General features: G+C 69.1%; 23 protein-coding genes and 3 pseudogenes. 16 read left to right on the top strand and 10 right to left on the bottom strand.

Annotated features, from left to right (window positions below; all coding sequences use genetic code 11):
* Positions 1-1,122 precede the first annotated feature (1,122 nt).
* The 3 genes from AC068A_RS18615 to AC068A_RS18605 all read right to left on the bottom strand — a co-directional run bounded on the left by AC068A_RS18615 (position 1,123) and on the right by AC068A_RS18605 (position 3,985).
* On the bottom strand, positions 1,123-1,905 hold the full coding sequence (locus AC068A_RS18615; RefSeq protein WP_478586164.1) for a hypothetical protein: 783 nt from the start codon (positions 1,903-1,905) through the stop codon (positions 1,123-1,125).
* Positions 1,902-2,543, bottom strand: a complete 642-nt coding sequence (locus AC068A_RS18610; protein ID WP_478586162.1) for an ATP-binding cassette domain-containing protein — start codon at positions 2,541-2,543, stop codon at positions 1,902-1,904. The genes AC068A_RS18615 and AC068A_RS18610 overlap by 4 nt, the downstream gene beginning before the upstream one ends.
* 65 nt (positions 2,544-2,608) lie before the next feature.
* The gene (locus tag AC068A_RS18605) at positions 2,609-3,985 is read right to left on the bottom strand and encodes a cytochrome P450 (protein ID WP_478586160.1); all 1,377 of its coding nucleotides are present in this window, start codon (positions 3,983-3,985) and stop codon (positions 2,609-2,611) included.
* Positions 3,986-4,282: 297 nt separating this feature from the next.
* Here AC068A_RS18605 and AC068A_RS18600 point away from each other — a divergent pair, with 297 nt between their 5' ends.
* Entirely contained in the window at positions 4,283-5,545 is a 1,263-nt protein-coding gene (locus tag AC068A_RS18600) for a phthiocerol/phthiodiolone dimycocerosyl transferase family protein (RefSeq protein ID WP_478586158.1), read from the top strand.
* Between the two features lie 27 nt (positions 5,546-5,572).
* Here the strand turns inward: AC068A_RS18600 and AC068A_RS18595 are convergent, their stop codons facing one another.
* Positions 5,573-6,952, bottom strand: coding sequence for a cytochrome P450 (locus AC068A_RS18595; protein WP_478586157.1), 1,380 nt, complete (start codon positions 6,950-6,952; stop codon positions 5,573-5,575).
* 3 nt (positions 6,953-6,955) lie between these two features.
* Positions 6,956-7,963, bottom strand: coding sequence for a terpene synthase family protein (locus AC068A_RS18590; RefSeq protein WP_478586155.1), 1,008 nt, complete (start codon positions 7,961-7,963; stop codon positions 6,956-6,958).
* A gap of 303 nt (positions 7,964-8,266) precedes the next feature.
* Here AC068A_RS18590 and AC068A_RS18585 point away from each other — a divergent pair, with 303 nt between their 5' ends.
* From AC068A_RS18585 to AC068A_RS18570, 4 genes and pseudogenes are all read left to right on the top strand, one after another.
* Positions 8,267-8,536 carry an acyl carrier protein gene (locus tag AC068A_RS18585; RefSeq protein ID WP_478586153.1) on the top strand — a complete coding sequence of 90 codons (270 nt, stop codon included), beginning with the start codon at positions 8,267-8,269 and terminating at the stop codon, positions 8,534-8,536.
* Positions 8,526-9,749: a beta-ketoacyl-[acyl-carrier-protein] synthase family protein gene (locus AC068A_RS18580; RefSeq protein WP_478586152.1), complete on the top strand. Its 1,224-nt coding sequence runs from the start codon at positions 8,526-8,528 to the stop codon at positions 9,747-9,749. Before AC068A_RS18585 ends, AC068A_RS18580 begins: the two co-directional genes overlap by 11 nt.
* 250 nt (positions 9,750-9,999) lie before the next feature.
* Positions 10,000-10,305, top strand: a pseudogene (locus AC068A_RS18575) (undecaprenyl diphosphate synthase family protein); the annotation flags it as partial.
* 86 nt (positions 10,306-10,391) lie between these two features.
* A complete protein-coding gene (locus AC068A_RS18570) occupies positions 10,392-11,342 on the top strand; it encodes a peptidase (RefSeq protein ID WP_478586150.1) in 951 nt (316 codons plus the stop codon).
* A 973-nt stretch (positions 11,343-12,315) separates the two neighbouring features.
* Here AC068A_RS18570 and AC068A_RS18565 read toward each other — a convergent pair.
* A complete protein-coding gene (locus tag AC068A_RS18565) occupies positions 12,316-13,164 on the bottom strand; it encodes an SDR family NAD(P)-dependent oxidoreductase (RefSeq protein WP_478586148.1) in 849 nt (282 codons plus the stop codon).
* A gap of 104 nt (positions 13,165-13,268) precedes the next feature.
* On the opposite strand from AC068A_RS18565, the gene AC068A_RS18560 reads away from it, so the two are divergent.
* On the top strand, positions 13,269-13,880 hold the full coding sequence (locus AC068A_RS18560; protein WP_478586146.1) for a CGNR zinc finger domain-containing protein: 612 nt from the start codon (positions 13,269-13,271) through the stop codon (positions 13,878-13,880).
* Here AC068A_RS18560 and AC068A_RS18555 read toward each other — a convergent pair.
* Entirely contained in the window at positions 13,832-14,236 is a 405-nt protein-coding gene (locus AC068A_RS18555; protein ID WP_478586144.1) for a nitronate monooxygenase, read from the bottom strand. The genes AC068A_RS18560 and AC068A_RS18555 overlap by 49 nt on opposite strands.
* A 235-nt stretch (positions 14,237-14,471) precedes the next feature.
* Here AC068A_RS18555 and AC068A_RS18550 point away from each other — a divergent pair, with 235 nt between their 5' ends.
* The 4 genes and pseudogenes from AC068A_RS18550 to AC068A_RS18535 all read left to right on the top strand — a co-directional run bounded on the left by AC068A_RS18550 (position 14,472) and on the right by AC068A_RS18535 (position 17,953).
* A complete protein-coding gene (locus AC068A_RS18550) occupies positions 14,472-14,621 on the top strand; it encodes a hypothetical protein (RefSeq protein ID WP_478586143.1) in 150 nt (49 codons plus the stop codon).
* 88 nt (positions 14,622-14,709) lie between these two features.
* A pseudogene (locus tag AC068A_RS18545) lies at positions 14,710-15,522 on the top strand (ISAzo13 family transposase); the annotation flags it as partial.
* A 294-nt stretch (positions 15,523-15,816) separates the two neighbouring features.
* Positions 15,817-16,482 carry a hypothetical protein gene (locus AC068A_RS18540; protein WP_478586141.1) on the top strand — a complete coding sequence of 222 codons (666 nt, stop codon included), beginning with the start codon at positions 15,817-15,819 and terminating at the stop codon, positions 16,480-16,482.
* Between the two features lie 466 nt (positions 16,483-16,948).
* Positions 16,949-17,953 carry a HisA/HisF-related TIM barrel protein gene (locus tag AC068A_RS18535; RefSeq protein ID WP_478586139.1) on the top strand — a complete coding sequence of 335 codons (1,005 nt, stop codon included), beginning with the start codon at positions 16,949-16,951 and terminating at the stop codon, positions 17,951-17,953.
* Positions 17,954-17,960: 7 nt separating this feature from the next.
* Here the strand turns inward: AC068A_RS18535 and AC068A_RS18530 are convergent, their stop codons facing one another.
* Entirely contained in the window at positions 17,961-18,155 is a 195-nt protein-coding gene (locus AC068A_RS18530) for a hypothetical protein (RefSeq protein WP_478586138.1), read from the bottom strand.
* Between the two features lie 250 nt (positions 18,156-18,405).
* Between AC068A_RS18530 and AC068A_RS18525 the strand changes: the two genes are divergently transcribed.
* The 3 genes and pseudogenes from AC068A_RS18525 to AC068A_RS18515 form a co-directional block, all read left to right on the top strand.
* Positions 18,406-18,762, top strand: a complete 357-nt coding sequence (locus tag AC068A_RS18525; RefSeq protein WP_478586136.1) for a hypothetical protein — start codon at positions 18,406-18,408, stop codon at positions 18,760-18,762.
* Positions 18,749-20,014, top strand: coding sequence for a hypothetical protein (locus AC068A_RS18520; protein ID WP_478586134.1), 1,266 nt, complete (start codon positions 18,749-18,751; stop codon positions 20,012-20,014). The genes AC068A_RS18525 and AC068A_RS18520 overlap by 14 nt, the downstream gene beginning before the upstream one ends.
* A 153-nt stretch (positions 20,015-20,167) precedes the next feature.
* Positions 20,168-20,293: pseudogene (locus AC068A_RS18515) on the top strand (IS481 family transposase); the annotation flags it as partial.
* Positions 20,294-20,554: 261 nt separating this feature from the next.
* Here AC068A_RS18515 and AC068A_RS18510 read toward each other — a convergent pair.
* Together AC068A_RS18510 and AC068A_RS18505 are read right to left on the bottom strand one after the other, a co-directional pair.
* Positions 20,555-21,748 (bottom strand): hypothetical protein, encoded by a 1,194-nt coding sequence (locus AC068A_RS18510; protein WP_478586132.1) that lies wholly within the window; start codon positions 21,746-21,748, stop codon positions 20,555-20,557.
* A 400-nt stretch (positions 21,749-22,148) separates the two neighbouring features.
* A complete protein-coding gene (locus AC068A_RS18505; protein ID WP_478586130.1) occupies positions 22,149-22,706 on the bottom strand; it encodes a histidine phosphatase family protein in 558 nt (185 codons plus the stop codon).
* 351 nt (positions 22,707-23,057) lie between these two features.
* Here AC068A_RS18505 and AC068A_RS18500 point away from each other — a divergent pair, with 351 nt between their 5' ends.
* The 3 genes from AC068A_RS18500 (at position 23,058) to AC068A_RS18490 (ending at position 25,249) form a co-directional block, all read left to right on the top strand.
* Positions 23,058-23,708 carry a response regulator gene (locus AC068A_RS18500; RefSeq protein ID WP_478586129.1) on the top strand — a complete coding sequence of 217 codons (651 nt, stop codon included), beginning with the start codon at positions 23,058-23,060 and terminating at the stop codon, positions 23,706-23,708.
* A complete protein-coding gene (locus AC068A_RS18495) occupies positions 23,708-24,850 on the top strand; it encodes a sensor histidine kinase (RefSeq protein ID WP_478586127.1) in 1,143 nt (380 codons plus the stop codon). Before AC068A_RS18500 ends, AC068A_RS18495 begins: the two co-directional genes overlap by 1 nt.
* Before the next feature lie 108 nt (positions 24,851-24,958).
* Positions 24,959-25,249, top strand: a complete 291-nt coding sequence (locus AC068A_RS18490) for a hypothetical protein (RefSeq protein WP_478586125.1) — start codon at positions 24,959-24,961, stop codon at positions 25,247-25,249.
* The last annotated feature ends 158 nt before the right edge of the window (positions 25,250-25,407 follow it).

Raw genomic sequence — 25,407 nt, 5'->3', positions numbered from 1 at the left:
GCAGTGAGTGCCCAGCTGGTCGGAGCGGACGCGTCCGAGCAGGCCGGAGAGTGTGCAGGGCTGCTGATGAAAATGACCCGAGGGCGATCAGGCCAATCCCCGCCTGCGTCCGGGATCTGAGCTGGGGCTGCCTGTCGGTACTGCTTGCCGGTGCTCTCGTGTCCTTCGGCCCGACCGGACCAATGGCTCACATGGCGGTCGGCCAGCCGGCCGGGGCGCTCGGCCGGCTGGTGGGACCCGGCGAACAAGCCCTGAACCGCGAGAGGTGATCTGACCTGCCTCACCCGACCTGGTGACGGATACCTTGCAGGCCGGTACTGAGTAGAGTTTGCGTCGAAGGTGACCAGGCTCCTTGCCGACTTCCCCAGAAGGTGTGCTGCCTGCAGGCGGCGCGCGCAGACGCTCTGCGCCGAGGCGGGTCACGCAGTTGGTCGAGCGGATGGTGAGGTCGTTGGCCAGAGCATGGTCGACGAAGCGCCCCATTGTCCGACCGGTTCGGCATGCCTGCCCACCTCGATTCCGGCCGAAGTGTCTTTGCGGACGGATCAGCGCACCGGACCCCGGCCATCGGGTGCTGCGGGTCACGCAGCGGGCGGAGGCCCGTCGACGGATAGGCTCGGAGCCACTGGGGCTGTTCTTCGACCGGCTCAAAGGCTGCACGGCCATCGCGGAGACCATCGGCGCATCTGACGGGAGATCGTTTTCCCAGCGCTGTACCGATGCCGCTCGTAATGGGTTGGTGTTCGAGCGGCTGCGCACCGCAGAGTGGTGTGGTCGGTGAGCTGTGGCACAGGCCCTACGTGGGCGGATGCGGATCCGCGCCGCGACCGCGGCCGAGGGCAGTCTGCATCCGCACCCGTTCCCGCTGGGACCGCTGCTTCGCGGTCAAGTCCCCCATCGGGATACCTCGCCACCCCACCGGCATGCGCCCGATCCCAAGACCAACGTCACCCCGAACCGAGAACCTCAGATGCCAGCCGGTGAACGATGTCGGAGAGCTGTGTGCGGGAGAACCGCATGCATGGTTTGAAGTGGCGGGGGCTGGAAACGGAGCGCCACGTGCAACCGCGCCGGTCCCCGCCCCTACCAGGAGCTACTCCCCTGACGTGTTCGGCGGTCCGGTCAGTTTCCGTATAGCGCGTGCGTGAAGCGTTTGCCTTGCTGCCGTCCACGGGTGCGGATCCAGAAGGCGAGGAGAGCGATGAGGGTGAGGGCCCCGGCCCACGTGAGGCTTGCTGCCACGGGCCACAGCGGGGTCGTGGGGGCAAGACCGGCGGCGAGGCAGGTCTGCATGGGGCCGTACATCGGCAGCAAAGGGCCCAGGAACCCGTGCGGATCGGGGTTGACCAGGGGGCTTTGCGGCAGTAGGTCGAGGTTGCTGCTGACGAAGATGACGACCATGCCCTCGAGTTCACCCGGCAGGAAGAGGGCGAGGACGAGACCGAGTGCTCCGTAGACCAGACACGCGGTGAACAGCCCGAGCCACAAGAACCCCGGGTGGCGGGGCGACCATACGGCCTGCATCCATACGGTGGTGTACAGGGCGACGAGTGCCGCGGCCAAGAGCAGCGAGGTCGCCTTGGCCAGCAGGAGCGGGGTGCGGGGGTAGCCGGCCGCGGTGAGGCGGCGGTCGAAGGGGCCGGCCTGACGGGCGGCGCTGAAGGTGAGGAAGGCCATCAGGAGCATGACGATCCCGAGGCATCCGTGGATCACGCCCACGTGGTCCGCCGAGGCGGTCAGTGTCCGCCCGGTCGCGCGCAGCCGGAAGGCCAGCTGGGCGGGCGCGAAAATCTGTGGCGCGGCGAGGATCCACAAGGGGATGAGGACGGCCAGCAGGAGAGCGGCGAGTGTGTTCTTGGCGAGTTCGGCCAGGTTGTGGCGGGCCGCGACGCGATAGGCCCTCACCGATCGGCTTCCTTGGCCATGACGCCCGTTTTGTGACGGAGTTGGATGACGGTGTCCAGACGGTCGGTGTCGTAGGCGAGGTGGGAGATGACGACGGTGGTCCGCCCGGCCGCGCGGCGGGCGGCGGCGAGGTCCCAGAAGGCCAGGTAGGTCTGCCAGTCGAAGCCTTGATAGGGCTCGTCCAGCAGTACGACATCGGGATCGTGCATGAGGGCGAGGACGAGGCTGAGCTTCTGCCGTGTGCCGCCGCTGAGGACTTTGACGGGAGCGTGCAGCTGGTCGGCGAAGGCGAGCTGGTCGATCAGCTCGTGCGCACGGTCGAGGTTGCGGAGGCGGTAGGCCTCCTGGAACAGGCACAGGTGCTGGGACGCAGTGAGAGCGTTGTTGAGAACGGGGTGTTGGGGGCAGTGGCTGAGGGTGCCGTCGACCGCGACGGTGCCTCTGTCCGGGCGCAGGTCGCCGTAGAGGATGCGCAGGAGAGTGGTTTTGCCCGTGCCGTTCTCACCGACGATGCCGACGATCTCCCCGGACCGGATGGTGAGGTCGACGCCGGCCAGTACGACGTGTTTGCCGAATGCCTTGTGGACGTCCCGTGCGGTGAGGGCGATGCCGGTGTCCGTGGGAGGAGAGGCGGTCATGAGTTGCCCTCTTTGATGTACGTCGGTGTCCTTGCCGCCGGGCGAGTGGGTCTGTGCGGTCCTGTTCACCCGCTTGTCGCCGTCATGTGGGAGGTGCGCGGCTGCGGCGTCATCACCAGGGGCGGGGCCTCGAGCAGCGCGTTGACGCGGGGGACCAGGGGTCCGGAGGACGCTGCTTGCCCTCGCAGGGTCCAGTTCTGGAGAACCCGGGCGAGGACGACGGTGATCTCGGTGACCGCGAACGCCTCTGCGAGGCACTTGCGGGAGCCGTTGCCGAACGGGATGTACGCCTCGCGGGGGCCGGGGGCTTCGGCTGCCCCCCACCGGTCGGGGTCGAACCGCTCGGGGTCGGGGAAGAGGCGCGGTTGGCGGTGCAGCTGGTACGGGCTGACGACCAGGCTGGTATCGGGCGACAGGATCTGTCCGGCCAGCTCCACGGGCGTGGCGACACGGCGGAGGATGAGCCAGCCGTGCGGATACAACCGCAGCGTCTCCAGGACGACATGCCGGGTGAGTTCCAGGCGTTGTAGCGCCGAATCGTCCGGCGTTTCGCCTCCAAGGACGGAGTCGATCTCGTGCTGGACGCGACGGGCGATGTCCGGGTGGCGGTCGAGCAGATGCAGGGCCCACACCATGGCGCTGGCACGACCCGTTGCTGTCGCCGCCGTGAACATGTTGATGACGTTGTCACGTACCTCGCGGTCGCTCATTGGCTCCCCGGCGTCGTCACGTGCCGCCATGAGCATGGACAGGATGTCCGCGTGCTCCGCGCCGGAACGGCGGTAGGAGAGGATCACTTCGTCGATGACCTGCTCGTACCTGGCCAGCGCCCGATGGAACCGGCGGGTGCGGTGGGGGAACAACCACCGCATTCCGAGCGCGGAGGTGAGCACCTCGCGGTGGATCCCGTCGGTGATCTCCTCGATGCAGGCGTGGGTCTCGTCGCGGTAGTGCTCCGTGATCTCCGCGGCGAACATCGTGCGCACGCCGATCATCGCCGCCACTGCCGTCATCTCCCGCATGACGTCGAACGGAGCGCCGGACCGCCAGGCACCGGTTACCGCGTCGGCCGTCTCGACCATGGTGGGGATGTAGTCGGCGACGCGAGTGCGCTGGAACGGCGGCTGGAGCAGCCGCCGTGTCCGCTTGTGCTTGACGTTCGGGCACGTGACGATCCCGTCGCCGAGGAGCGTGCGCATCTGGGCGTAACCCGGGCCGCCTTTGGGGAATGTGTGGGAGTCCCGTAGTACCTGGTCGGCCAGCTCCGGATGACAGACCACATAGAGGGGCTGCCGCCCGAGTCGGACGCGTACGAGATCCCCCTGGGACGGCAGGGAGGAGAGGAAGGACAGCGGCGTTCTCCAGATGCGCAGGGCGTGCCCCAGTCCCGGCAACGCGCCGGGTGCGTCCGCGAATCGGAGGTCGGATCGTGTCCTGCTCATAGGGGAATGGGTTCCTTCCGCACAGGCTGGGGGCGTCAGCTGCCGCTGTCCTGGAACGTGTCTAACCAATGCGGTGCCGGACCGACTCTGTTTGGTGGGATGCCCCACCGTTCGGGTTGGCCCTTTGAGTCGTTCGACTGAAACGCGCCCGGCACCATTGACGTGCGTAGACCTCGACGGAGTGAACCGGGGCAGCCCGCGTTGCAGTGACCACCGACGGCGCACGACCATCATGGCGCGGCACCTGCCTCGGCGGCGACCGCGTTGCCGGCCCGCAGCCCCTGCAAGGAGGTCACCTTGACCCGTGCCATCGCGGTGGAGGAACGCCCGCTCGCGGCCAGCGAGGTGGCCTTCGCCTCGTTCGGTACGCCGATCCACTTCAGCCAGCGGCTGCACGGCAGGCTCGACCTCGACGCTCTTGCGGCCGCGGTCGGGGACCTGCTCGATCTGCACCCCGTGCTGTCGGCGCGGATCGTGGCCGTGGATCAGGGTCACGTTCTGCGGCTGGACCCGTCGGTGCCCGGTCCGTGTCTCGGTGTGGCCGACGGTATCGAGCAGGCCGGGGAGCCCTATGCCCTGGACACGCCGCTGCTGCGCGTGGTCGTGGCCGAGGAGGCGGAGGAGCGCTACCGGTTGGCCCTGTCGGTTCACCATGCCGTAAGCGACGGAGTCAGTGCGCTGGCGCTGCTGCACACCCTGTGGCGCAGCTACAGTGCACGTGTCACCGGCCGTACGGCGGTGCTGCCGCCCCGTACCGCCGGGTTGCCCCGCCCGGTCGAGGAACACTTCCGTGCCCGTTTTTCCGCCGAGGAGCTGAACGCCTTCCTCAAGGAGCGCTCGGCGAGGATGCGGGACCTCGTCCCCGCGTGCGTCCCCGCCCTCGCCGCCGGTCACGGCACCGGAACGCACGGCGGCGTCCACAGGCGCCCGGTGCGGCTGTCCGCCGAGTCGGTCGATCAGCTGACGCGGGTGGCCAAGGCGGCACGACTGAGTCTGCACGCGCTGGCCTGCGGCATCGCATTGCGCGCGGTCCACTCGCAGACGCCGTACCCGGACGAAAGCGTGCCCATGACGTGCTTGTCCGCTCTGGATCTACGGCGGCGGCTCAGGCCGCCCATGTCCCCGCACGAGATGGTGCTGGCTGCCACCGCCGCGCAGGCCGTGGTCGAGGTGGGCCCCGACCTCCATCCGGTCGACATCGGACGCCGCGTACTGGAGCAACTGCGCGAAGCGGTCCTGGACAACACGGTGCAGAAGGCCATCGCCGCGACATCCGAGCTGATGGACGAAGTGGCGCACGCTCCGATCAGTGTTCTGGTCAGCAACATGATGACGAAGACCCCGCCGCTCCTGCTTCCCCCGGACCTGCGATCCGACCCCATCGACGGCTGCGCCCTTCCCCCTGGCCCCCTGCCTTCGGTCTTCCTCACCGGGAGCCAGGACAACACAGGGGGCCTCGACATGACCCTGGTCATGGCCGCGGACTGGTTCACCGCCCGGCAGGCCGACGACCTGGCCTACGCGATCGAGCAAGCCGTCCTCCGCGCGCTGCGGGGGTAGGCGCGGTGGACGGCGGAGCAGCGCCTGCTACGGCATCTGGCGGCGGTGCAGGCGCAGGTCGAGGTGGCGGGGTTCGATGATGCTGCGCCCGACGAGGGTGACCGGGCGGGACGTGGCGGGGGTGAGCTTCCAGTCGGCCAGGATGGACGCCAGGGACAGCATGACGTTCATGACGGTGAAGTCGTGTCCGATGCACTTGCGGGACCCGGTCCCGAAGGGCACCAGCGCCATCGCCCGCTCGGCCTTGGCCCAGCTGCGTCCGTTGTCGCTCCAGCGCCCCGGGTCGAACCGGTCGGGCTCGGGGAAGAGATCGGGCCGGTGGTGGATGATGTACGGGCTGATCAGGATGTCGGCGCCGTCCGGCACGCGGTAGTGGCCCAAGGACGTGTCCTTGATGGAGGTCCTGCTGAACAGCCAGGCGGAGGGCCTGATCCGGAAGGCCTCGGTCACCACGGCCATCAGGGTCGGTAGCTGCGGAAGGTGCTCGTGCCGGGCCGGGCCGCCTCCGCAGACCTTTTGGGCCTCGGCCGCGACGGCCGCGTCGAGGTCGTCGTCCAACGAGAGGTAGTACAAGGTCCAGGCGAGCATGGCGGCGGTCGTACTGATGCCGGCGATGAACATGGTCATCACCTGCTCGCGTACTTCCGTGTCCGACAGCGCGTTTCCGTCACCGTCCTCGGCCAGGAACATGGACAGCAGGTCGCCCCGGTCGGTACCGGCCTGGCGGTAGGCGGCGACGGTGGCGTCGATGTGCCTGTACAAGGACTCCCGTGCCTGTGCGTAGCGCCGGTTGGTCGGCAGCGGCAGGCGGGTGATGCCGGGCGCCACCATGCGCAGGAACGCGCCGCTGACCAGTACGTCCACGTCACTCAGCGTGCGGAGGACCGTGTCGGCGTCCGCACCGGTGCCGTCGAACCAGGACGCCAGCATCGTCGAGACGGTGATCCGCATCGCGAGTTCCTGCATCAGCCGGCGCACGTCCAGGACCTGCCCCTCGCGCCACTCCCGGGTGATCGCCGTGATCTCGCGGCCCGCCAGCTCGCCGTACCCCGGCAGCTTGCTCGGATGGAAGGCCGGCTGGGTCAGTCGGCGCAGCCGGGTGTGCTTGGCGTTGGGGCAGGTCGCCAGGCCGTCTCCGAAGAACACGGAGATGTTGTCGAAGAAGGGCCCGCCCTTGTCGAAGTCGCGGTGGCGAGTCACCAGGAGCTCGTAGACCAGTTCGGGACTGCAGACGACGTGGGTGGGGCGGGGGCCGAGCCGGATCTCCACCAGGTCGCCGTGGGACGGCAGGCTGGTCAGAAACCGGGTGGGGTCCACGAGCAACTGGCGTAGGTGGCCCACACCGGGCAGGGCGCCAGGTGCGCGCGGGGCGGGAACGAGGGAGGTCGGGAGGCTTGTCGTCGTCATCGCTCAGCTCCCCGCGCTCACGAGCAGACCGGACGCCCAGTCGGGCATCACGCGGTGCTCGTCATGGCGTGTGGTGATCCGTTCCCATTCGTAGTCACCGCAGATCCAGTCATGGATGATGTCTGCGTATCCCCGCAGTGCCGTGCGCTGACTCCGGTCGGCTGCCCGCACCAGTCGTGACAACGCCCTCTCCTCCAACTCCACGAGTTCATCGACCTTTTCCTGGGCGAGGCGGGACGCGTCGGCCAGTGCCTCCTGCCGAGTGCAGCCGCGGCTGCGCTGAATGAGGTGGATCGCGTTGTGCCCGCCGGTGACGTCCTCGTGCGTGAGCGACATGGAGTCGTTGCGCAATGCGACGAGGTCGGCGCCAAGTTGGCGCATGCGCTGCAGCACGGGATGGTGCCACAGCTCCGGCGCCACCTCGGTGCCGCCCCACTTCTCGCCCAAGTCGTTCTGACCGAAGGCGCACGTGGTAGCGGCCCGCAGCGCGAAGTAGTCCGCCAAGTCGCGGTGGGCGAATCCCGTCGTGCGGTCGATCGCCTCCGTCACCTGGGAGGAGAAGTACAACGTCCAGTTGAACGCCACGCGCGTGCGCAGTGGCAGGGACATCCCCCGCACCATACGGCTCCACAGATCGGCGAAGGCACGCATCGTCGGCGTATCGTGCGACTGCGGCCCGGACACTCCGTGCACGATGCCGATCAGGGCGTTGCAGACAGCCGCCACCCTGCTGGGATCACGGCCGATCTCACCGTCCAACTGGTCGTCGAACGGCAGGAAGTACCAGCCCATCATCTGTGCCGCCGTACAGCAGTCCTCGGCACTGGCGTTCGGATAGAAGAAGGCGGCTACTTCGGCCAGTCGCCAGTCGACGAAGTCCTCCGTGGCCTGCTCCCCGTCCAGCAAGCCGAATCTCCGCATCCAGGCGAGCGCGCTCTCGCGTGCCTGATCCAGATGCGGGTTGATCCGCAGGGGCCACGGGGTGGTGAACACCGCTCCGGTACGCGTCACGCTCGGTTACTCCTTCGCTGGACTCCCCAGGATGGTGCGTTAGCAAGATTGCGTACAGCAATGCTGCCAGGACGGGTCCACCCCCACGAGCGAGCGCGCATGGGAAGCGCCGCGCGCCCCACAATGATCTTACGTACGAATTCATCAACGCCCCCTTGATGACCAGGTAGTTCGCCACCTGGTCGGACTTCCGGCACGGCATGGCGCGCGACCTTCGGGCCAGCCCCGCAAGCCGGGCGCGGCATGCCCAACTCATTACTCCTGCGAAGATCACGTCATTCGACGGAAATAGGAGAACGCACCATGACGCAAGCAACGGAACCGAATGCGGAACAGACACTGCCCGAGCAGCTCGTCGCCCTGCTGACCGGTCATCTCGATGTCGAGGTGGCGCCAGAGCAGTTGACGGCCGCGACGACGTTCGAAAGCCTCGGGATGGACTCGCTGTCGTTGATGGAACTGGTCGTAGCGGCGGAGCAGGAGTTCGGGATCGTCCTCGCCGAGGGCGAGTTGGACCTGTTTCCGGCCTCCACCCTGGGTGACGCGGCCCGGGCGTTCGAGCATGCCGCCTGAGATCGCGGTCACCGGGCTGGGCCTGGTGACTCCGGCGGGGCATACGACGGAGGCGAACTGGGCGGCCCTGTGCCAGGGCCGCTCACTGGCCGCCCCAGACCCGGAACTCGCCGGGCTGCCCGTCGACTTCTCCTGCCAGGTGACGGGATTCGACGCTGCGGCTGAACTCGGCCGGTCGCTCGGTCGGCGCGTGGACCGCTTCATCCAGTTCGCCCTGGCCGCCGCACGACGGGCCGTCGCCGACGCCGCGCTGGACACCGGCACATGGCCGGCGGAGCGGGTCGGGGTCGTGCTGGGCGTCGGCTCCAACAGCCTCGGTACGTACGTCACCGAGTTCCGCCATCTCGGCTCGGGCCGGCCCGAGCGGGTCTCGCCGCTCGCGCTGCCCCGCAGCGTGCCCAGCATGGCCGCGGGCGAGGTCGCGATCGACCTGGGCGCCCAGGGATCCAACTTCACCACGTCCAGCGCCTGCGCCTCGGGCGCGACCGCGATCGGTGTCGCCCGGGACCTGCTGCGGTCCGGGACGTGTGACATCGTGCTGGCCGGCGGCAGCGAGTCCGCGCGCTCCCGTATGACGGCCACCTGCTTCACCCGGATGCGGGCGCTGTCCCGGCGGCGCGAACACCCGCGACTGGCCAGCCGGCCGTTCGACGCGGCGCGCGACGGCTTCGTCCTCGGCGAAGGCGCCGCCGTCCTCGTCCTTGAACGCCTCTCCCACGCCCGCGCCCGCAGGGCGCCGGTCCAGGCTGTGCTGCGCGGTTACGGCGCCAGCGCTGACGCGCACCACCCGGTGGCCCCGCACCCGGACGGACGCGGAGCGGTCCGGGCCATCCGCGTCGCACTGGAGGACGCGGCGTGCGCTCCGGCCGACGTGGGCCTGATCAACGCGCACGGCACCTCCACACCGCTGAATGACGCGGCCGAGGCGGCAGCGCTCACCCAGGTCTTCGGAGAGCACATGCCGCCCGTAACGGCCGCCAAGGGCGTGATCGGCCATGCCCTCGGGGCGGCGGGGGCGATCCAGGCGGCCTACACGGTGCTCGCCCTGCGCCGTCGGACGGTGCCGCCGGTGGCGAACTTCGAGCACCAGGACGGCGATCACAAGCTGGACATCGTCGCCGGCCGACCGTGCCCGGTGGCCGGGAACGCGGGCCTTAGCTGCTCGTTCGGCTTCGGCGGCCAGAACGCCGTCCTGTTGTTCACGACCGACTGAGGAGAACGGGGGCGGATCCCGGAAGCGCGCCACGCGAGCTTTCGGGCCGCCCCTTGAGGCCGACGGATCCCCCACTCGCCCAATCGGCAGCCAACCTGCGGGACGGCCCCGACCTCAAGCCCAGCGGACATGGGTCGGAGCACTGCTCACCAGTCTGATTCTTCCCCTCGTAGCGTGCAGTCGTGACCAGAGGGGAAGTTGAGGGTCATGGCGGGGAAGAGGCGCTTGCACGACGCGGAGTTCCGCGCGGGGGGTACGCATCGTGACGGAGACCGGGAAGTCGGCCGCGGAAGTCGCGCGCTACCTGTCGGCGTACTGCGTCTCCACCGAGAACTGGAAGCGCCAGACAGCCGAGGTCGCCTACCTGCTGGGCATGCTGCACCGTACCTGTGAACGGCTGGAACGCGATCCCGAGAGGCGGATCCGGATCCGCCGCAGCGGCCGCCGCGACGGGCTCCCGCCCCGCCTGCTGGAACGGTTGGACGAGGTGGAGCGCCGCACCGCCGGCAGGGTTCGAATCTCTTTGAGGTCAGATCCCGAGGGTTTCTCCGGCTGACGAATAGCCCCTCCTGCGTGGGCGCCTGGGCCACATACTGCATGTCGGACACGAGAGATGACGGGGCGTTAGGAGAGCGACGAGGCATGGGGATGTTCTTCGAGGAGAGCCGGGAGTGGTTGCGCGAGCTGGGTGTGCCCGACCGTGATCCCGACACCAACACGCTGGTGTCGGGCGCGACGTTCGCGGACGGCTGCCACTGGCGGTTCGAGGCCCCGACGGTCAACACCGTGCAGGCCGTCGAGACCCTGCTGTCCACGAGTGCGAAGCGCGGGTTCACCATCAACCGGGTCACCGAGACCTTCGGCCTAAGCCGGCACACACTCGGCGAGGTCCGCGACTATGTCGCCCTTGGCCGCGAGTACGGGGCGCAGATCCTCATGTCGGTGGGCCCGCGCGCCATCTACGACATCGGCGCGACGGTGCAGACCCAGGAGGGCGTGCGGATCGGCTACCGGCTGCGCGGCCAGGAGCAGCTTGTCCGCGCGTTGGAGGACGTCCGGCGGGCGGTCGACGCGGGGGTGCGTGGTTTCATCCTGCACGACGAGGGCCTGCTGTCGGTCCTGGCCCGGCTGCGGGCCGCAGGGAGGATCCCGCAGGACACCCACCTGAAGATCTCCGCGCACTGCGGGCTCGGGAACGGCGCGGCGGCCCAGGTGCTGGAGCGCCTCGGGGCCGACAGTCTCAATCCGGTACGCGATCTGACGCTTCCGATCATCGCGGCACTACGGCAGTCCGTGCGGGTCCCGCTGGACGTGCACGTGGACAACACGAAGACCTCCGGCGGGTTCATCCGTACGTATGAGGCGCCGGAGTTCGTCCGGGTGGCCTCCCCGGTCTACCTCAAGACCGGCAGCAGCGCGCTGGCCGGCCACAGCACGCGTGCGACGCGGGAGCAGACTGAGGGCATGCTCCGGCAGATGGAGATCACGGCTGAGTTCATGAACCGCCACTACCCCGAGGCCCGCCAGAGCCAGGCCGAGCAGCCCGCAGGCGCACCGGAGTGTCCGCCGAAGGCACGCACCTGCCCTTCCTGACCGCCGCCCTGGGCCCATGCGTTGCCGTGATGCAGCTCGGTTTGGACCGCTCCGTACGCTGACACGGACCAGATCACCTGAGACAACACCCGGTCTCCCGGCTTCCGGGACCAGAGCATCTGCGATTTCGGCACCCTGGTGTCTCCATCGATCTGGTCGTCGCAGGTCACGACCTGCCTGCAGACCAGATCGTTTGAGACGGGACAGGGCTGTCCGCTGTCATCCAATCGAGGCGTTTTGACAGCGAGCACAGTCGTCACGGGTTTCTTGCCAGTGGCAGCAAGGGTGGCACGGCCCGTATCCGCCCTCCTCCCCCACTGCGGGCGCCGCTCATTGTGGCGCGGTGCGCCAAGCGGTAGTGCCGGCCCTTGGCCCGATGCCCTGTCGAGCTCGACCACGCGCTCATGGCGGTCACCGGCTCGGCGGCTGGCTGACAGCACCGCTGCGCCGCACGATTCCGCAGCCGGGCGGTGCCATCACGCCATTGCCCGATATCTGGGGCTGCTTCGCGGTACTTCTGCATCCTTCCTCCCGTTGTCCCCGGCGACGATCACTGCCCGCCCCGTTCATCCGGTGCAGGCGGTGCCAGGCTCCAAGAAGGGACACTCCCGCTGTATGAGCACGCACCACCTGGGCCGGGCGGCCGCCGTACTGGCCGCCGCCCTGGCCACGGCCACGACCGGGGCAGTGCGGCGACGACCCGGATGGCTGGGAGCGCGACGGGCTGTGCCTGAACGCCGCGGACAACCGCAAGGTCGATGCGTACCTTGCCCGTGCCCGCGCGGCGGAGCCGTCGATCAGCCGCGACGTACGGGCTGCCGCCGACCTCAGCCAGGCCGAGCTCGTCGGTTTCGACTACCGCCTCAAGTCCTCCGACTCCCTCAAGCGGAAGGTTGCCACGGACCTCAAGGAGCATCCGGAGCGCAACACCGACGACGTCTTGGCGCGCCTGAGTGACGCGGTGCGCTACACCCTACCTGTCGACGGCGTCGGTCACGCGATTCCAGTTGTCCAGGTCTGCGGTGCGGGCTTCCAGGGCGGTGCGCATGCCGGTGGCGCTGGAGGTGCCGAGGGCCAGGCGCAGCGGGGGGTTGGGGCTGTCGACTGCGGTTCGGATGCCTTCGGCGATCCGGGCTGCGGAGGAGAACGCGGATGCGGGCAGTTCTCCGATGCCCTTCTGGACCTCGCGGACGGTCTGGTCGTAGTCGTCGAGGCCGGCAGCGACGTCGAGGTTGGACAGGAAGGGGGTGGCGGTCATTCCGGGCTGGATGATCGTGACCTTGATGCCGAGCGGTGCGACCTCGGCCACCAGTGCGTCCGACAGTCCCTCGACCGCGTACTTGGTCGCGGCCAGCAGTCCCACGCCGGGGTGGGCGGACTGCCCGTAGACCGACGAGCCCTGGAGGATGTGTCCGGATCGCTGGGCGCGGAGTACCGGCAGCGTCGCGCGGAGCACGTTGAGCACTCCGAAGACGTTGGTGTCGAACACGGCGCGGACCTGTGTGTCGGAGGCTTCCTCGACGGCTCCGAAGAGTCCGTAGCCGGCGTTGTTGGCCACCACGTCGATACGGCCGAACCGCGAGAGCGTGCGCTCCACAGCTTCCCGGACGGCCCGCTCGTCACGCACGTCCGCAGGGATGAGGAGCAGGCGGTCGCCGTGCGCTTGGGTCAGTTCGTCCAGGGAAGCGGTGTCGCGGGCGATCGCCGAGACGACGTCGCCGTTCTCCAGTGCCTGGAGGGTCAGTTCGCGGCCGATGCCGGAGGTCGCGCCGGTGATGAGCCATGTGCGGGGGCTGGTCTGCTCGTTTGAAGTTCCGTTCATGTTGCGACCGTAAGCTGTTAGCTCATAACGCGTCAAGCGAGGTCGTGCTGTGCGTTGCCCGTTAGACGACTTAGTGCCTCTTCTTGCTGATGTAGGATGGGGTGATGAGCAGTGCTGCAGCCGGATCTGCGAAACCCAGCCCGCGCACCGTCATGCCGGCGGTGGAGACCGTGCTCGCGTTCGTGAACACGCGCGCGGACGGAGGCGGCCGGCGAGAGCTGTTCAGGGACGGGCACTCGTTCGCCGCGTGGCTGGCGGAGCACGACGAGTTCGGCGGCGAGACCGTGGCGACCGATGCCGATGCCGCGGCCGCACGCGAGCTGCGCGACGCCCTGGTGACCCTGCTGCTCGCACACTCGGGCGATGAGGAGAGCCTGGGCGAGCCGCTCCGGCACGCCGAGCAACACCTGCGGCGCGCAGGTGCGCTCTACCCGCTGGCGACGGTGGTCACAGCCGGTGGTGTCGAGCTGGCATCACCGCAGGCAGGGGTGCCGCGTGTGTTCGGGACCGTACTGGCCGCGGTGACGACCTTCGCGCAGACCGGCGACTGGGGACGTATCAAGGCATGCCGCAACCCCCCGTGCCATTTCGGTTTCTTCGACCGCACTCGCAACGGGGCAGGGCTTTACTGCAGTACCGGCTGCGGCTCCCAGGTATCCATGCGCAATTACCGCCGGCGGCAGCGCCGGGAGAGTGGGGCACCGCCCGAGGCGTGAGGCCGCGGCTCCACGGGTAGACCCCCTCGAAGCTGTGGCCACCCGCGCCTGCGGTCTTCAGCCTGAAGACGGCACCCCGCCATGAGATTTCCGTCCGGGTGGTGAGGCGGCGAGGGTCTGGGTGGTGGGGGTTCGTCGCGGGCTTGGCGGTACCCGGTGTCCGCCCACAGGTAGATCAGGTCGGTGTCGTTCGCGGCGGTGGCCACCTTGCGCAAGGAGCCGGTGAGATGGTGGACGGCCGGGTGGCCGAGCGGCGCGACCGGCTCGCAGACATCGGTGAAGCGATTGCGCAGGGCGCGGGCAGAGCGACCGGTGAAGACCCGTTCCAGCCGGGTCCGCGAGCCCCACCTCCGCACCAGATGCCCAAACCGGCATCAAGACGGATATTCCTCCCGAATGATGCCGCCCTGGGATCGCGACGCTCCGGAGACGTCCTGTAGCCAGTCGTCGAGCACAGCAGCAAGGTCGGTGTCAGTGCGGGTGTCACAGGAGGTCACGGGAGCATTCGGAGCCCATGCCGAGTACTGATACTCACGTCCGCCTGGGTCTCGTACTCATGTGCCCTGATGCGTGAATGAACAGACTGCAGCCATGAGTCAGATCAAGCAGAAGCGCCGGAAGCCGGCCGAGTGGCGCAGTCGCAGCAAGAAGTCGAAGTCGGCCGTCGCGGGAGGGTTGCTCGTGATCACGCTGCTGGCAATCGGCTACCTATGGGTCCTCTTCTCGTTCTCCGACATCTAAAGGGCTTGCAGGGAATCAAGGGAGGGCGGCGTCACCGCCGACCGCACCGTGAGGGCGGCTGGCGGTGCGCCGCGGCCGCACGCGAGCTGCGCGCGAGCTGCTGATCACCGCCGACGCGGGCGGCTCCAACGGCTACCGCACCCGGGCCTGGAAACTCGAACTTGCCCGACTCTCCGCTGAGACGGGCCTGACGATCACCGTCTGCCACCTGCCGCCGGGCACATCGAAATGGAACAAGGTCGAACACCGGCTCTTCTCCCACATCACCATGAACTGGCGGGGCCGCCCGCTGACCAGCCACGAAGTCATCGTCCAGTCCATCGCCGCAACGACCACCCGCACCGGACTACGGGTGCATGCCGAACTCGACACCAGCACCTACCCGACCGGAGTGCAGATCGGTGACGCGGAGATGGCGGCTCTGCCACTGACCCGCCACGGCTTCCACGGCGACTGGAACTACGTCCTGCACCCCCAGCCGGCCCCGGCCGTCCCGACGGCCCGGGCCCCACACACACCAGAGCCGGAGTGGAACCAGGCACTGCTGACCGACCCCGCACTGACCGGCATGTCCCCGCAGCAACTGAATGACCTCACAAAGGCTCTCGCCCCGGACAGGGACGACCGGCGCGGCCGTCCGCCCCGGCTCGCCTTCCCTGATCAGGTCCTGGCCACCGTGCTCCACCTGCACCTCGCCCTGGCCGCGGAACCCCTCGCCGTGCTCTTCGGCAGTAGTCGCACAGCCATGCACCGCACCCTGCTGAAGATCAGGAAACTGCTCGAAGCACACGACATCGCCATCCCACCCGCCGCTACTCCGCCAGCCGCCCTCACGGTCCTCCACGCGCGGGTTCTCGCCCAGAGCAACGACCCCGAGAGCAAGATCAAGACACCGTGTTAATGATCTGCAAGCCCTTAGCCTGCGAGTTTCACTTGCCACGTCGGATCTTGAGCGGGAGAGCGAGAATGCCTTCTGAGCGCTGAGACGATGAGGCTTGTCCAAGGTCTCCGTCGTTCCAGCAGGAAGGCGCTTCCAGCAGCGCCACTACGCCCGCACTCAACATCCGCGACCAGGCCATCATCCTGGGCGCCGAGATCCTGGAGACCGCTCCCCAGGTGCGGGCCTGCTATTGGGAGAACGACTGCCTGAAGCCGGTTTTCGCCCACTACCTCGAACGGAACACGCTGGAGGTCGATGCCCCGCCCCATCATGGCCGACACCTCCTTCGACCTGACCCCGGCAAGCGCGAAGGCCCCCGACCACGTGCCTGCCGACGGCGACGGCAACGGCAACGTCGCGAGCGGCGACACGCACGACGTGGGGGTGGAGATGACGTTCGACGGGGCGCAGTGCCTGCGCCTGGGCCGTGATCTGCTGGCGAACGTCTCCACCGCGCACCACGCCCTGGGCGCGCGCTGGCTCCGCCGCCACCTCGGCGACCGGTTCCGCCTCCACGTCATACGCAGCCTGGCCAACAACCACATCGATACCCAGGCCCTGCGCCTGCGTCCCGGCAAAGCTCCTCCTGCGCGGCCCCCACGTTCTCGACCACCTTCCGGAGCCGCTCAGGCGCTGGGACACGATCTACGCCCCCGAACCGACGCCGGCGAGTTCCCCGACTACGGCCCCGAAGACCTGACGCTCACCAGCCTCTACATCGACACGAACGTCCTCTCCCTTGACGAGTCCACCGTGATCGTCAACTCCCAGGCACCCCGCCTGGTGAAGACCCTGGAGACTCACGGGTTCACGGTCATCCCGGTCCGCCACCCCCACCGGCGCCTGCTCGCAGGCGGCTGCCACTGCTTCACCCTCGACACCGTCCGCGCAGGATGCGGCCCCGAGGAATACTTCGTCTGAGCGAGGCGCGAGGCGCGTGAGATGATCCGGGCCCTTCGTGCTCGACCTCCGCGGCCTCCAGCACTTCAGCCGGCCGCGCAGCTTCCTCCCGCAGGCCCTCCACCCGCACACGGCAGCCGTCTCCCGCTCCAACCAGCATTCCCAGTACGGTCGGTCGCGTTGGGGTGCTACCCAGCAGCCACAACCTGGCCGGCCGTGACCTGAGGGCGATTGGGGAGCAGTGACGCGAGGTTTTCCCGTACGAAGTCCGACGCCCTCTTGATCGACTCTTGGGCCCCAGCCTGGTCTTCAAAGACGCTGGTAGAGACCATCACTCCATCCCCGGCGTCAATCCAGTAGTAAGCCACGAAACCGGGGACCTGGCGGAGGAGGGGCACGAATCCCTCGTCCACCAGGCGTCCCGCCTCGGCAGGGTCAGTCACCCCTTCGTAACGCCGAATTACTGCGTACACAGAATGATCTCCTCATGGATCCCAAGGTCCTTTGCGTGAAACGACCTACCCCAACCGCGCGCCTCTCGCTCGGGAGACGTATGGAAGTAACCCGAATGGGCGCTTTGGTGATCCGAACGGGTTTCTGCAGGGGCCAGGGCTGGGCGAACTGGGGCTTCACGGAACTCCGGTCGGAGCGCCCGCAGGCCGCGAGACGGCCCGTCGTATCGGGGAGGGGCTTACTTTCCCTCCACATACGACGAACACGGCCGCCTTACGGACCACCTGGTTTCGAGTGCGCAGCGCAGCCTCAGCACCGCTCCTACACGTATCGCGATGACGCTGCGGCAAGCTCGTGGCGATGGACGACCGGTTTTCCGGCATCCGCCACTTCGAGCTGGATGCGGTGGGCCGCGTCACCGGCGTGTGTGCCTCGGAATGGACCGAGCGCTACGTCTATGACGCAAGCGGCAACCAGACCGAAGCCTCCTGGCCCGCCACGCATCCGGGCCACAAGGCCACGGGGCAGCGGGAGTGCGCCGGCACGGCCCTCACCCGGGCGGGGAGCGGCCGTTCCCCGGATCACCCTGGGGCACCCCACCCGCCTCGCCGGCGGCCCGGACCGCATCGCCGATGACTGCCGACGAGCGGAGGCCGCCGGCTGCGCCGGCGTCGACCTCCTCGCGTACCGCGCCACCGATGCCGACCCTCTCGACCTGGTCCGCGCCGCCCGCGCCGCCACCACGGGCCGCTTGGTCGTCGCCGGCTCCATCACCAGCACCGATCAGATACAGGCGCTCGCATCAGCCGGAGCCGACGCCTTCACCATCGGATCCGCCGCCTTCGACGGCTCCCTCCAGCCCCACGCCGGCACCCTCCGATCCCAACCGTCGGTCTGTGGCGAGAGCCGCCCCCCAGGAACCCAGAAGGAAGGCGGCGCGGAGCGCCCCGTGCGTGCGGGAGCGGTCATTGCTTCGCCGTCCGGGATGAAGCGGCATCCGCCGGTGCACGAGGATTGGGCAAGCTCACGGGCGGGGTGAGGTCGGGTCACGCGGCCATCCGCAGCCGCCCCACCGCCTCGTCCTCGGGCGGCTCCACGTCCAGGTGCCAGGTCCCGAAGCGCCGGGTCTTGCTCGTGATGTACGGGGGGACGGTGGCCAGGTCCACCGGGTCCACCTCCCACCCCTCGTCGATGAGGTCGCTGGCCAGTTCGGCGCTGTGGACACCTGTACCCCTCGGCACCGACGGCCATGACGCTGCCGTGCGAACGCAGCCAGTCCAGCAGGCGGCGTGAGGTTCCCCCGAGGTGCGGAAGGTGGCCGGGCATGGCCTGAGTCTCCGTGAGAAGGGAGGCGAGCGGCGAACTTCGGTATGGCGCAGGCGGAGGAATGCGGCGGCTTCCCCGAATCGCCCGCGCCCGCACCCGGCGAACGGCAGACTGGGGGAAACTCGCACCTCCGGGGGGAACATGCGGAACGGGCTGGCAGAGCTCATGGAACTGCCCGAACACGAGATCGATCTGTTGATCGCCCGGCACCTGGTCGGCGAGGACTTCGGCAGCCGGGAGGACGACGACGAGGAGCGCCTCTTCATCGCACGCCGGTGGTTCGCCTCCCTACAGGGACGGCTACGCGAAGCCGTCTGCGGGAATCCCGCGGTGATGCGGGCCGCGGAAGACCCCGGTGAGGGCAACCGGCTCCTGGCCGCCGCCGTCGTCGATGCCGTCCTGCACGCACAGATCGGGCTGGACGTGCCAGCCACCGTCCTGGCCGTGAAGGTCGTGCACGCGGGACTCCACCGGCTGTGCGGTACCGGGACGCGGGGGAACGGCCAGAGTGGAAGCGACTGAGTTCGTCGACGCCATGGGCGGGCCGGTGCAGCCTGCCGGATTCCCCGCTTTCATGTCCGAGGACGCAGTCGAAGCGTGCCGGCTCTCACACATGATCATGCGGGCGCAGCTGTCGGACTTCGACCGCGCCATCGGGGTCCGCACCACGGTGGAACTGGTCGATTCCCCGTTCTTCACCTGCCGGGCCAAGGAGATCGCCCCGAACCACCACGTGATCACGATTCCCCTCGGGCTCGTCTGCCGGTTCTACGTCCTCGCCGACCTCCTGTGCGGCTATCTCCGGGGCGGCAAGGTCATGCTGGTCCTCGGCGATGTGGACGCGGAGTGGGAGTCCCTGTGGCGACTGCCTCGGGGACTGCATCCGCTGTTCGGCACACCGGACGCGCGGACGGACTGGCGGAAGGAACTGGAGGTGCTGCATTCCGGCGTCTGCACGCCGGAGGCCGCTTACGACGTCGCGTCCATGACGTCCCTCGCCCTGATGTTCGTCATCGGCCACGAAGCCGCGCACGTCTACCGTCGGCACGGCCCGCAACTCCGCGTCATGAAGCAACTCGACGTGGTGCGCACCCCCGAGGACGAGCGGTACTTCAGACGGTTCGCCGAGACGGACGCGGATGTCATGGCGACCCACTGGGTGATGCTCGCCCAGGACGTCGGACGGCTCACGGCGCGGGAGAACGGGTGGGAATTCAGTACGGTCACGGCGTACTTCAGGTTGTCCTACGCCGTGACCGTGTTGTACGCGTTGTTCGACGTCCACCGCAAGCACCTGGGGTCGTACCTGGAGGGGATCTACGCGCACCCCATGGTCCGGCGCCACATGTTCTCCGTTGCCGGCGCGATGGCCTCCGCCAATGAGCGGGATACGTACGGAATTTGGCCGCGTTTGGAGGAACAAGGGTGGGTGCACTGCGCCTTCGGCCTGAACGGGTTGAACATCGATACCCTCAGGGGGAAGTTCGGGAAGGTCCCGAAGGGGTACAACGCCGTCCCCGTGTCGTCCCTCCACTACGACCCCCGGAGTATGCCCGCCGTGCAGGCCGCGTACGATCGTGAGATGCACTTCTACGCCGTGATGGCGGCGTGCCACGAGGGCCTCGGGGTCCTACGCATGGGGACGACGCCCGAGGCGGTCAGGTTCGAGGTCCCCGACGGCCGGACCATGGCCGAGCTGCTGGAGGCCGGTGATCCGGCCGTGCGGGCGGCGCACGCCATGTCCGTGCGAGCCGAAGCCGTCCGGGCGCAGTGATGCATTGCGGTAGGGGGCGCCCCGTGGTCGCGGCGCCCCCTACCGGCAGGCTGGTCGGAGCGTCAGAGCTTATTGGCGTCGCCCTCGGCCGGGGTCCCGGCTGCCGTGTCCTGCGGCTCGGTGCGGTGGTGATCGCGGACTCCGCTTCCGCGCTCCCGCCTCGCCTACAGCGAGATCCTCACCGACGAGAGGAAGAAGAAGGCCGCCACCGGCTTCTGGACCCGCGCGCACGCCTACTTCGCCAGCGCCGGGATCACCGTCGAACGGGTCCTGACCGAGCGCCGCCTCCGCGTTCGCGCTGCGTCGCGGGCTGACCCTGCGCCCGTCACTGCGAGCCCCGGGCTCGAGGCCTGCATGACGTACGTGCCCAAGTCATCGGCCTCTACAATGCCCGGCAACGAGCCTTGCTGCCCATGCGGTTGGTGATCTGGGGCCGCGATCGTGGTGGTCGGGCGGGGGCAGCGAGTTGCCTTACCCGGCTGCGCATCTCGTTCACCGCGACGGTCTCGTACACGCCTTCATCTCCGCGGCTTCGCTCCCCTACGCCCCCGTGTGCGGCACCCAGACGGCGGCATGGAACGGGCCGTTGGCAGTGAACGGATCAGCGGACGGGAGTGCTGCGCTGCCTGCGACGACGCCGTGGCAGTTGATTTGCGTCGCGGAGGAGTTGAGGCCGCCGAGGGAGGCCAGGTAGGTGAAGTCGCCGTTGTCGACGCGGGCGACGAAGGCGAAGGAATTGGGGGCGAAGTTGTCACCGACCGCGAGATTCCCGGCGATCTGCCTGACCTTGGTGACACCACGCCCGGAGCCGATCATGGCCCTGGTGTGCGTCTTGAGGTCGAACGAGCTGGAGAGCAAGCCGTCCCCGCCGACCACGGTGCTCCCGCTGATCAGCTGCGCGGTCAGGAAGCGGGACCCCAGGTCCGTGCGGATGCCGGTGCGGAGGTCGTAGGCGTATCCGGTGAGGCCGTTGCCGGCCGTTCGCGACTGGCCGACCACGGTTGAACCGCTGATGTCGTTGGCTGTGCTGGAGCTTCCGCCGAGGGTGCCGAGATCGGTCATCGTCCGGGTGCGCAGGTCGTACGCGAACCCGTGCATTGTGGTGGCAGGCGCGTTCGGCAGGGAGGAGCTGCCCACGACGATCGCACCGCTGACGGCCGCCGCGGTGCTGTCGCCCGATGGGCCGGCGAGGCTGCCGAGATCGGTCATGGTCCGGGTGCGCAGGCTGTACGCGAACGCATGGGTGACCACGTCGCCGGACAGCGACGACGTCCCCACCACGGTGTCACCGTCGAGGCCGGTGATGTTGGTGCTGCTGCCGCCGAGAGTGCCGATGTCGACGAGCCGGCGGGTCCGGAGGTTGTAGGCGAATCCATGAGTCGGGCCGTCGGTGGAGAGCTCTGATTCCCCGACGACCCAATCCCCGTCCACGCCGGACGCCCGGCTCGAGTGCCCCAGCGTGCCGAGATCGGTCATGGCGTGCCTGCGCAGGTCGTACGCGAAGGCGTGTTCGGCGGCGTCGCCGCTCGTCAGTGAGCTCCCGACGACCGTGTTGCCATCGATGGCGGTCGCCTTGCTGCGGGTACCGCCCAGGGTGCCGAGGTCCTGCACGGTGTACTGTACGGACCCCGCCGGCGACTCGGCCGACGACGTGTCAGCTCCGTACGCCGGACCGGCGCCCACGGCGAGCAGGCCTGCGGCGACCAGAGTCCAGGCACGTAAACGTATGCGCATGATGCCCCCTGAAACGATCGATCGAGACGAGCACGGTTCGGCAGACCGCTGTGCCCTCCCCGAGCACGGGCCGACCGGATGTCGCACAGCCTTCACTTGTACGTCAGTTCCGATCGGTCAAACAGTGGGCCGTCGGCCACAGGAAGACGTTCGCTACCGCCGCCAGGACACGGGACGCCAACCTCGCGTCTTCACGGGCCGGGCTGGGCTCTCCTGGCCGTGACCAAAAAGGCGAGGCTGACGCGCAGGTGGAGCACTGTGGACCAAGACCTGGTCGGGGCAGGCGACCTGGACGGCCCTTGGCAACGGGCATCGCCGCGTGGCCGACCCACCGCCCGCAACCGTCTCGACCGAAGCGTCCAGTCGTGAACGCACCGCAGCCCCGGGTCCTGCAGACGGTTCAGAGCGTGATGCCGTCGAGGTGGACGTCCCAGCGGCCGGCGTGTGAGGTGACGGTCACGGTGGACAGGGGAGGCACGTTGAGGTGCCAGAAGGCCGTGGCCGGAACGGACAGGACGTGCAGGATCGTGGCGCGGATGACGCCCGGTTCGGTGATGGCCAGGGCCTCCTCCTCGTCCTGCGGCAGGTCGTCCAGCCAGGTGGCGGTCCTGCGGCAGAGCTGCCGGACGGATTCCCCGCCGTGCGGTGTGGCGTCGGGGTCCGTGAGCCATGCACTGAAACCGTAGGGGTTGATGGCGGCGATCTCGGCTATCCGGCAGCCGCCCCACTCGCCGTAGTCGAAATCGCGCAGGGCCGGCTCGGGTGTGGCCTTCAGTCCGAGCTCGTCGGCGGTGGTCGCGCAGCGGCTCGAGGGAGCCCGGAGGGGGGACGAGTGGGGTGGCGGGGACGCACCGGCCACGGTCGCCGCGTACGGCGCCCGCGCGCCTCGGGGCCGCTCGCCGAAGATGCCGGCGGTGCTCCCCAAGGCCGCACACACAAGTGTCAGGCGGACCGTCATGTGGCTGCCCTCCTTCTGCGCCGGCGTGGCGCCGGAGCGTGACCGCCGCACCGGCCGGTCGACCGGTGTGGCGGGAGTGGTCGGGGCGTATGGGCCGTACGCCGTCGCTCCTCGGCAGAGCCAGCGGTGCCGGGTCGGTCCCGGGGGCGCCGGCGCGCCAGCGCCGGATGTGCGTACACACTCAGGTTCGGCGACCGTTGCCGCCGCAACCATCCGCCACATGTCCCGAATGCCCCCGCCGATCGGCTGGTGGGAGCCTGCTGAGCGGTGGGTCCTGCCGCCGGGCACCTGCGCGAAACCCCTCGACATGGTACGAATCAGACCGTGGTCCAGATGTCGAATGGAGCACGCGTGATCCGGGTTCTGGTGGTAGACGACGAAGCGTTGATCCGCATGGGTTTCCAGCACATCCTTGACGCCGCGGACGGGATCGAGGTCGTGGCGGCCGTTTCCGGCGGGCAGGCACTGCAGGCGGTGCGCGAGACGGCGCCCGACCTGGTGCTCCTGGACATCCGGATGCCGGATGTGGATGGGCTCACCGTCCTGGCCGAGCTGCGCCGGCTGCCCGCCCCGCCGGTGGTGGCCATGCTGACGACCTTCGACATGGACGAGTACGTGGAGACGGCACTGCGCTCCGGCGCGGCCGGTTTCCTGCTCAAGGACACCGACCCGGAGGAGCTTCCGTTCCTGGTGCGCTCCCTGGCCGAGGGCGGCACCGTGCTGTCGTCGAAGGTCACGCGGACCGTGGTGGACGGCTTCCTGAACGCCGGGGCGCAGGCCCCCGAGGCGCACCTGCTCGAACGGCTGACCGCCCGGGAGCGCGATGTGCTCGTCCTGATCGGCCAGGGACTGTCCAACGCCGACATCGCCAAACGGATGCACCTGGGTACCGGCACGGTGAAGGACCACGTCAGCGCCATCCTCACCAAACTCGAGGTGGGAGGCCGCGTCCAGGCGGCCCTGCTCGCCCAGCGGGCCGGCCTCCTGGGGACGGAGACGTAATGATCAGCCGCCGTACAGCCGTGTTGCTGGACGCCGCCGTGGTGGCGGTCGCGCTGGCGGACGTCTGGGTCCACTGGGACGGTGAGGAGCCGCTGCGCATGACCTGCAGCCTCGCCGCGGCCTTCGCCCTGCTCCTGCGCCGTCGCCTGCCGTTCCTGACCTTCTTGCTCACCCTGCCCGCCGTCCTGTTCTCGGACGCGGTCTTCGCCTGCCTGGTCGCGCTGTACACCCTCGCCTCGCTCAGCCGCCACCGCATCCTCCTGGCGGTCTGTGCCCTGGCCTTCACGTTCAGTAACATAGCTTCGACGCCGGAGCTGCTCGCACCGACCCTCGACCTGGCGAGGGCCACGACACTGATCGCGTTCGGGTACACGGCGGCGACGGCGGCCGCCCCGGTCTTCCTGGGCCAGCTCGTCCAGACCCGGCGGGACCTGTCGGCGCGACTGGCGGAAATCTCGGAGGCGCGCGACCACGAGCAGATGCTGACCACCCAGGCCGTCCTGGCCAAGGAGCGTGCGCAGCTTGCGCGTGAGATGCACGACGTGGTATCCCACCAGGTCGGCCTGATCGCCGTACGGGCCGGTGCACTCCAGGTCGGCACGCGTGACGGGCAGGTCAAGGAGGCGGCGGCCACGATCCGGCGGCTGAGCGTCCAGACCCTGGACGAGCTGCGCCACATGGTCAGCGTGTTGCGGGCGTCCGGGGGACGGCCCACGGAACTCACCCCGCAGCCCTCGCTCGCCGACATCGAGCAGCTGGTCGACAGCAGCGGCATCGAGACCGAGCTGAGCTCGCAGCTCCCCGACGGACTCCCGCCGACCGTGCAGCGGGCCGTCTACCGCACCATCCAGGAAGCGCTGACCAACGCGCGCAAACACGCCCCCGGCGCCACCGCGAAGGTCGACCTGCGCCACGAGAGCGGCCGGATCCGCGTGACGGTCACCAACACCGCGCCCAGCCGGCCCGCGCTGCCGCTGCCCGGCGCCCACTACGGACTGGTCGGCCTGAGCCAGCGCGCCGCCCTCCTCGGCGGAAACGTCACCTCGGGGCCGACGGCCGACGGCGGCTACCGGCTCAGCCTGGAGCTGCCGGTCGAGGGCGTACCGCGGTCCGCCGGGGACTCCCACGGGCACGGAGGGTAGCGGCCGCGGGCGTGAGCCGGGTCTTCGTGGTCAGGACCGGCTGGGTTTTTGTGCCGTCGTGATGGAGGAGTACAGGACGGCCTGCGTGGCGGGCAGGCGTGCCGGAGCGTGAACGTGCTCGGTGCCCTGTCGGTGGGACGGCACGCCGACCTTGTGTGGGAGAAGACCTGCGGCAAGATCGACGCGGCCATGCTCCTGGAGTTCGTATGCGCACGGCTCGCCGGCCTGCCGGGCGGTGCCGCCGCGCCGGCGGCGCCGGCCGCGGGCTTCACGCGCGTCCGTCCGTCCACGGTGGTCCTGGACAACGCCTCCGGACACGTGGCGCGAGCCTTCGAAGGGCGTCGCTCGGACCTGGCCGCCATCGGCGTCGAACTCTTCCACCTCCCGCCCCGCTTTTGAGCGGCCGGCGGCGTGGCCCTGGTCGCCTCTGGGACATCAGCGGGTGGTCACCGGAGTGAGCGGCAGTCCGGGCAGCCTGACGGCGCTGCACCGGGCTGTGGCCGAAGCGCGCCTGCGCGACGCCGAACTCTGGGTCGTGCTCGCATGGCAGGCCCCGG

It is taken from the genome of Streptomyces sp. NPDC043854, assembly GCF_056436005.1.
This window is presented reverse-complemented; position numbering and strand designations above follow the sequence as displayed.

Coding starts and splice junctions, on each gene's coding strand:
- AC068A_RS18610 (WP_478586162.1), bottom strand. CDS start 2,543: ATGACCGCCTCTCCTCCCACGGACACCGGCATCGCCCTCACCGCACGG.
- AC068A_RS18605 (WP_478586160.1), bottom strand. CDS start 3,985: ATGAGCAGGACACGATCCGACCTCCGATTCGCGGACGCACCCGGCGCG.
- AC068A_RS18595 (WP_478586157.1), bottom strand. CDS start 6,952: ATGACGACGACAAGCCTCCCGACCTCCCTCGTTCCCGCCCCGCGCGCA.
- AC068A_RS18585 (WP_478586153.1), top strand. CDS start 8,267: ATGACGCAAGCAACGGAACCGAATGCGGAACAGACACTGCCCGAGCAG.
- AC068A_RS18580 (WP_478586152.1), top strand. CDS start 8,526: ATGCCGCCTGAGATCGCGGTCACCGGGCTGGGCCTGGTGACTCCGGCG.
- AC068A_RS18570 (WP_478586150.1), top strand. CDS start 10,392: ATGGGGATGTTCTTCGAGGAGAGCCGGGAGTGGTTGCGCGAGCTGGGT.
- AC068A_RS18565 (WP_478586148.1), bottom strand. CDS start 13,164: ATGAACGGAACTTCAAACGAGCAGACCAGCCCCCGCACATGGCTCATC.
- AC068A_RS18560 (WP_478586146.1), top strand. CDS start 13,269: ATGAGCAGTGCTGCAGCCGGATCTGCGAAACCCAGCCCGCGCACCGTC.
- AC068A_RS18550 (WP_478586143.1), top strand. CDS start 14,472: ATGAGTCAGATCAAGCAGAAGCGCCGGAAGCCGGCCGAGTGGCGCAGT.
- AC068A_RS18540 (WP_478586141.1), top strand. CDS start 15,817: ATGCCCCGCCCCATCATGGCCGACACCTCCTTCGACCTGACCCCGGCA.
- AC068A_RS18535 (WP_478586139.1), top strand. CDS start 16,949: ATGGATCCCAAGGTCCTTTGCGTGAAACGACCTACCCCAACCGCGCGC.
- AC068A_RS18525 (WP_478586136.1), top strand. CDS start 18,406: ATGGAACTGCCCGAACACGAGATCGATCTGTTGATCGCCCGGCACCTG.
- AC068A_RS18510 (WP_478586132.1), bottom strand. CDS start 21,748: ATGCGCATACGTTTACGTGCCTGGACTCTGGTCGCCGCAGGCCTGCTC.
- AC068A_RS18505 (WP_478586130.1), bottom strand. CDS start 22,706: ATGACGGTCCGCCTGACACTTGTGTGTGCGGCCTTGGGGAGCACCGCC.
- AC068A_RS18495 (WP_478586127.1), top strand. CDS start 23,708: ATGATCAGCCGCCGTACAGCCGTGTTGCTGGACGCCGCCGTGGTGGCG.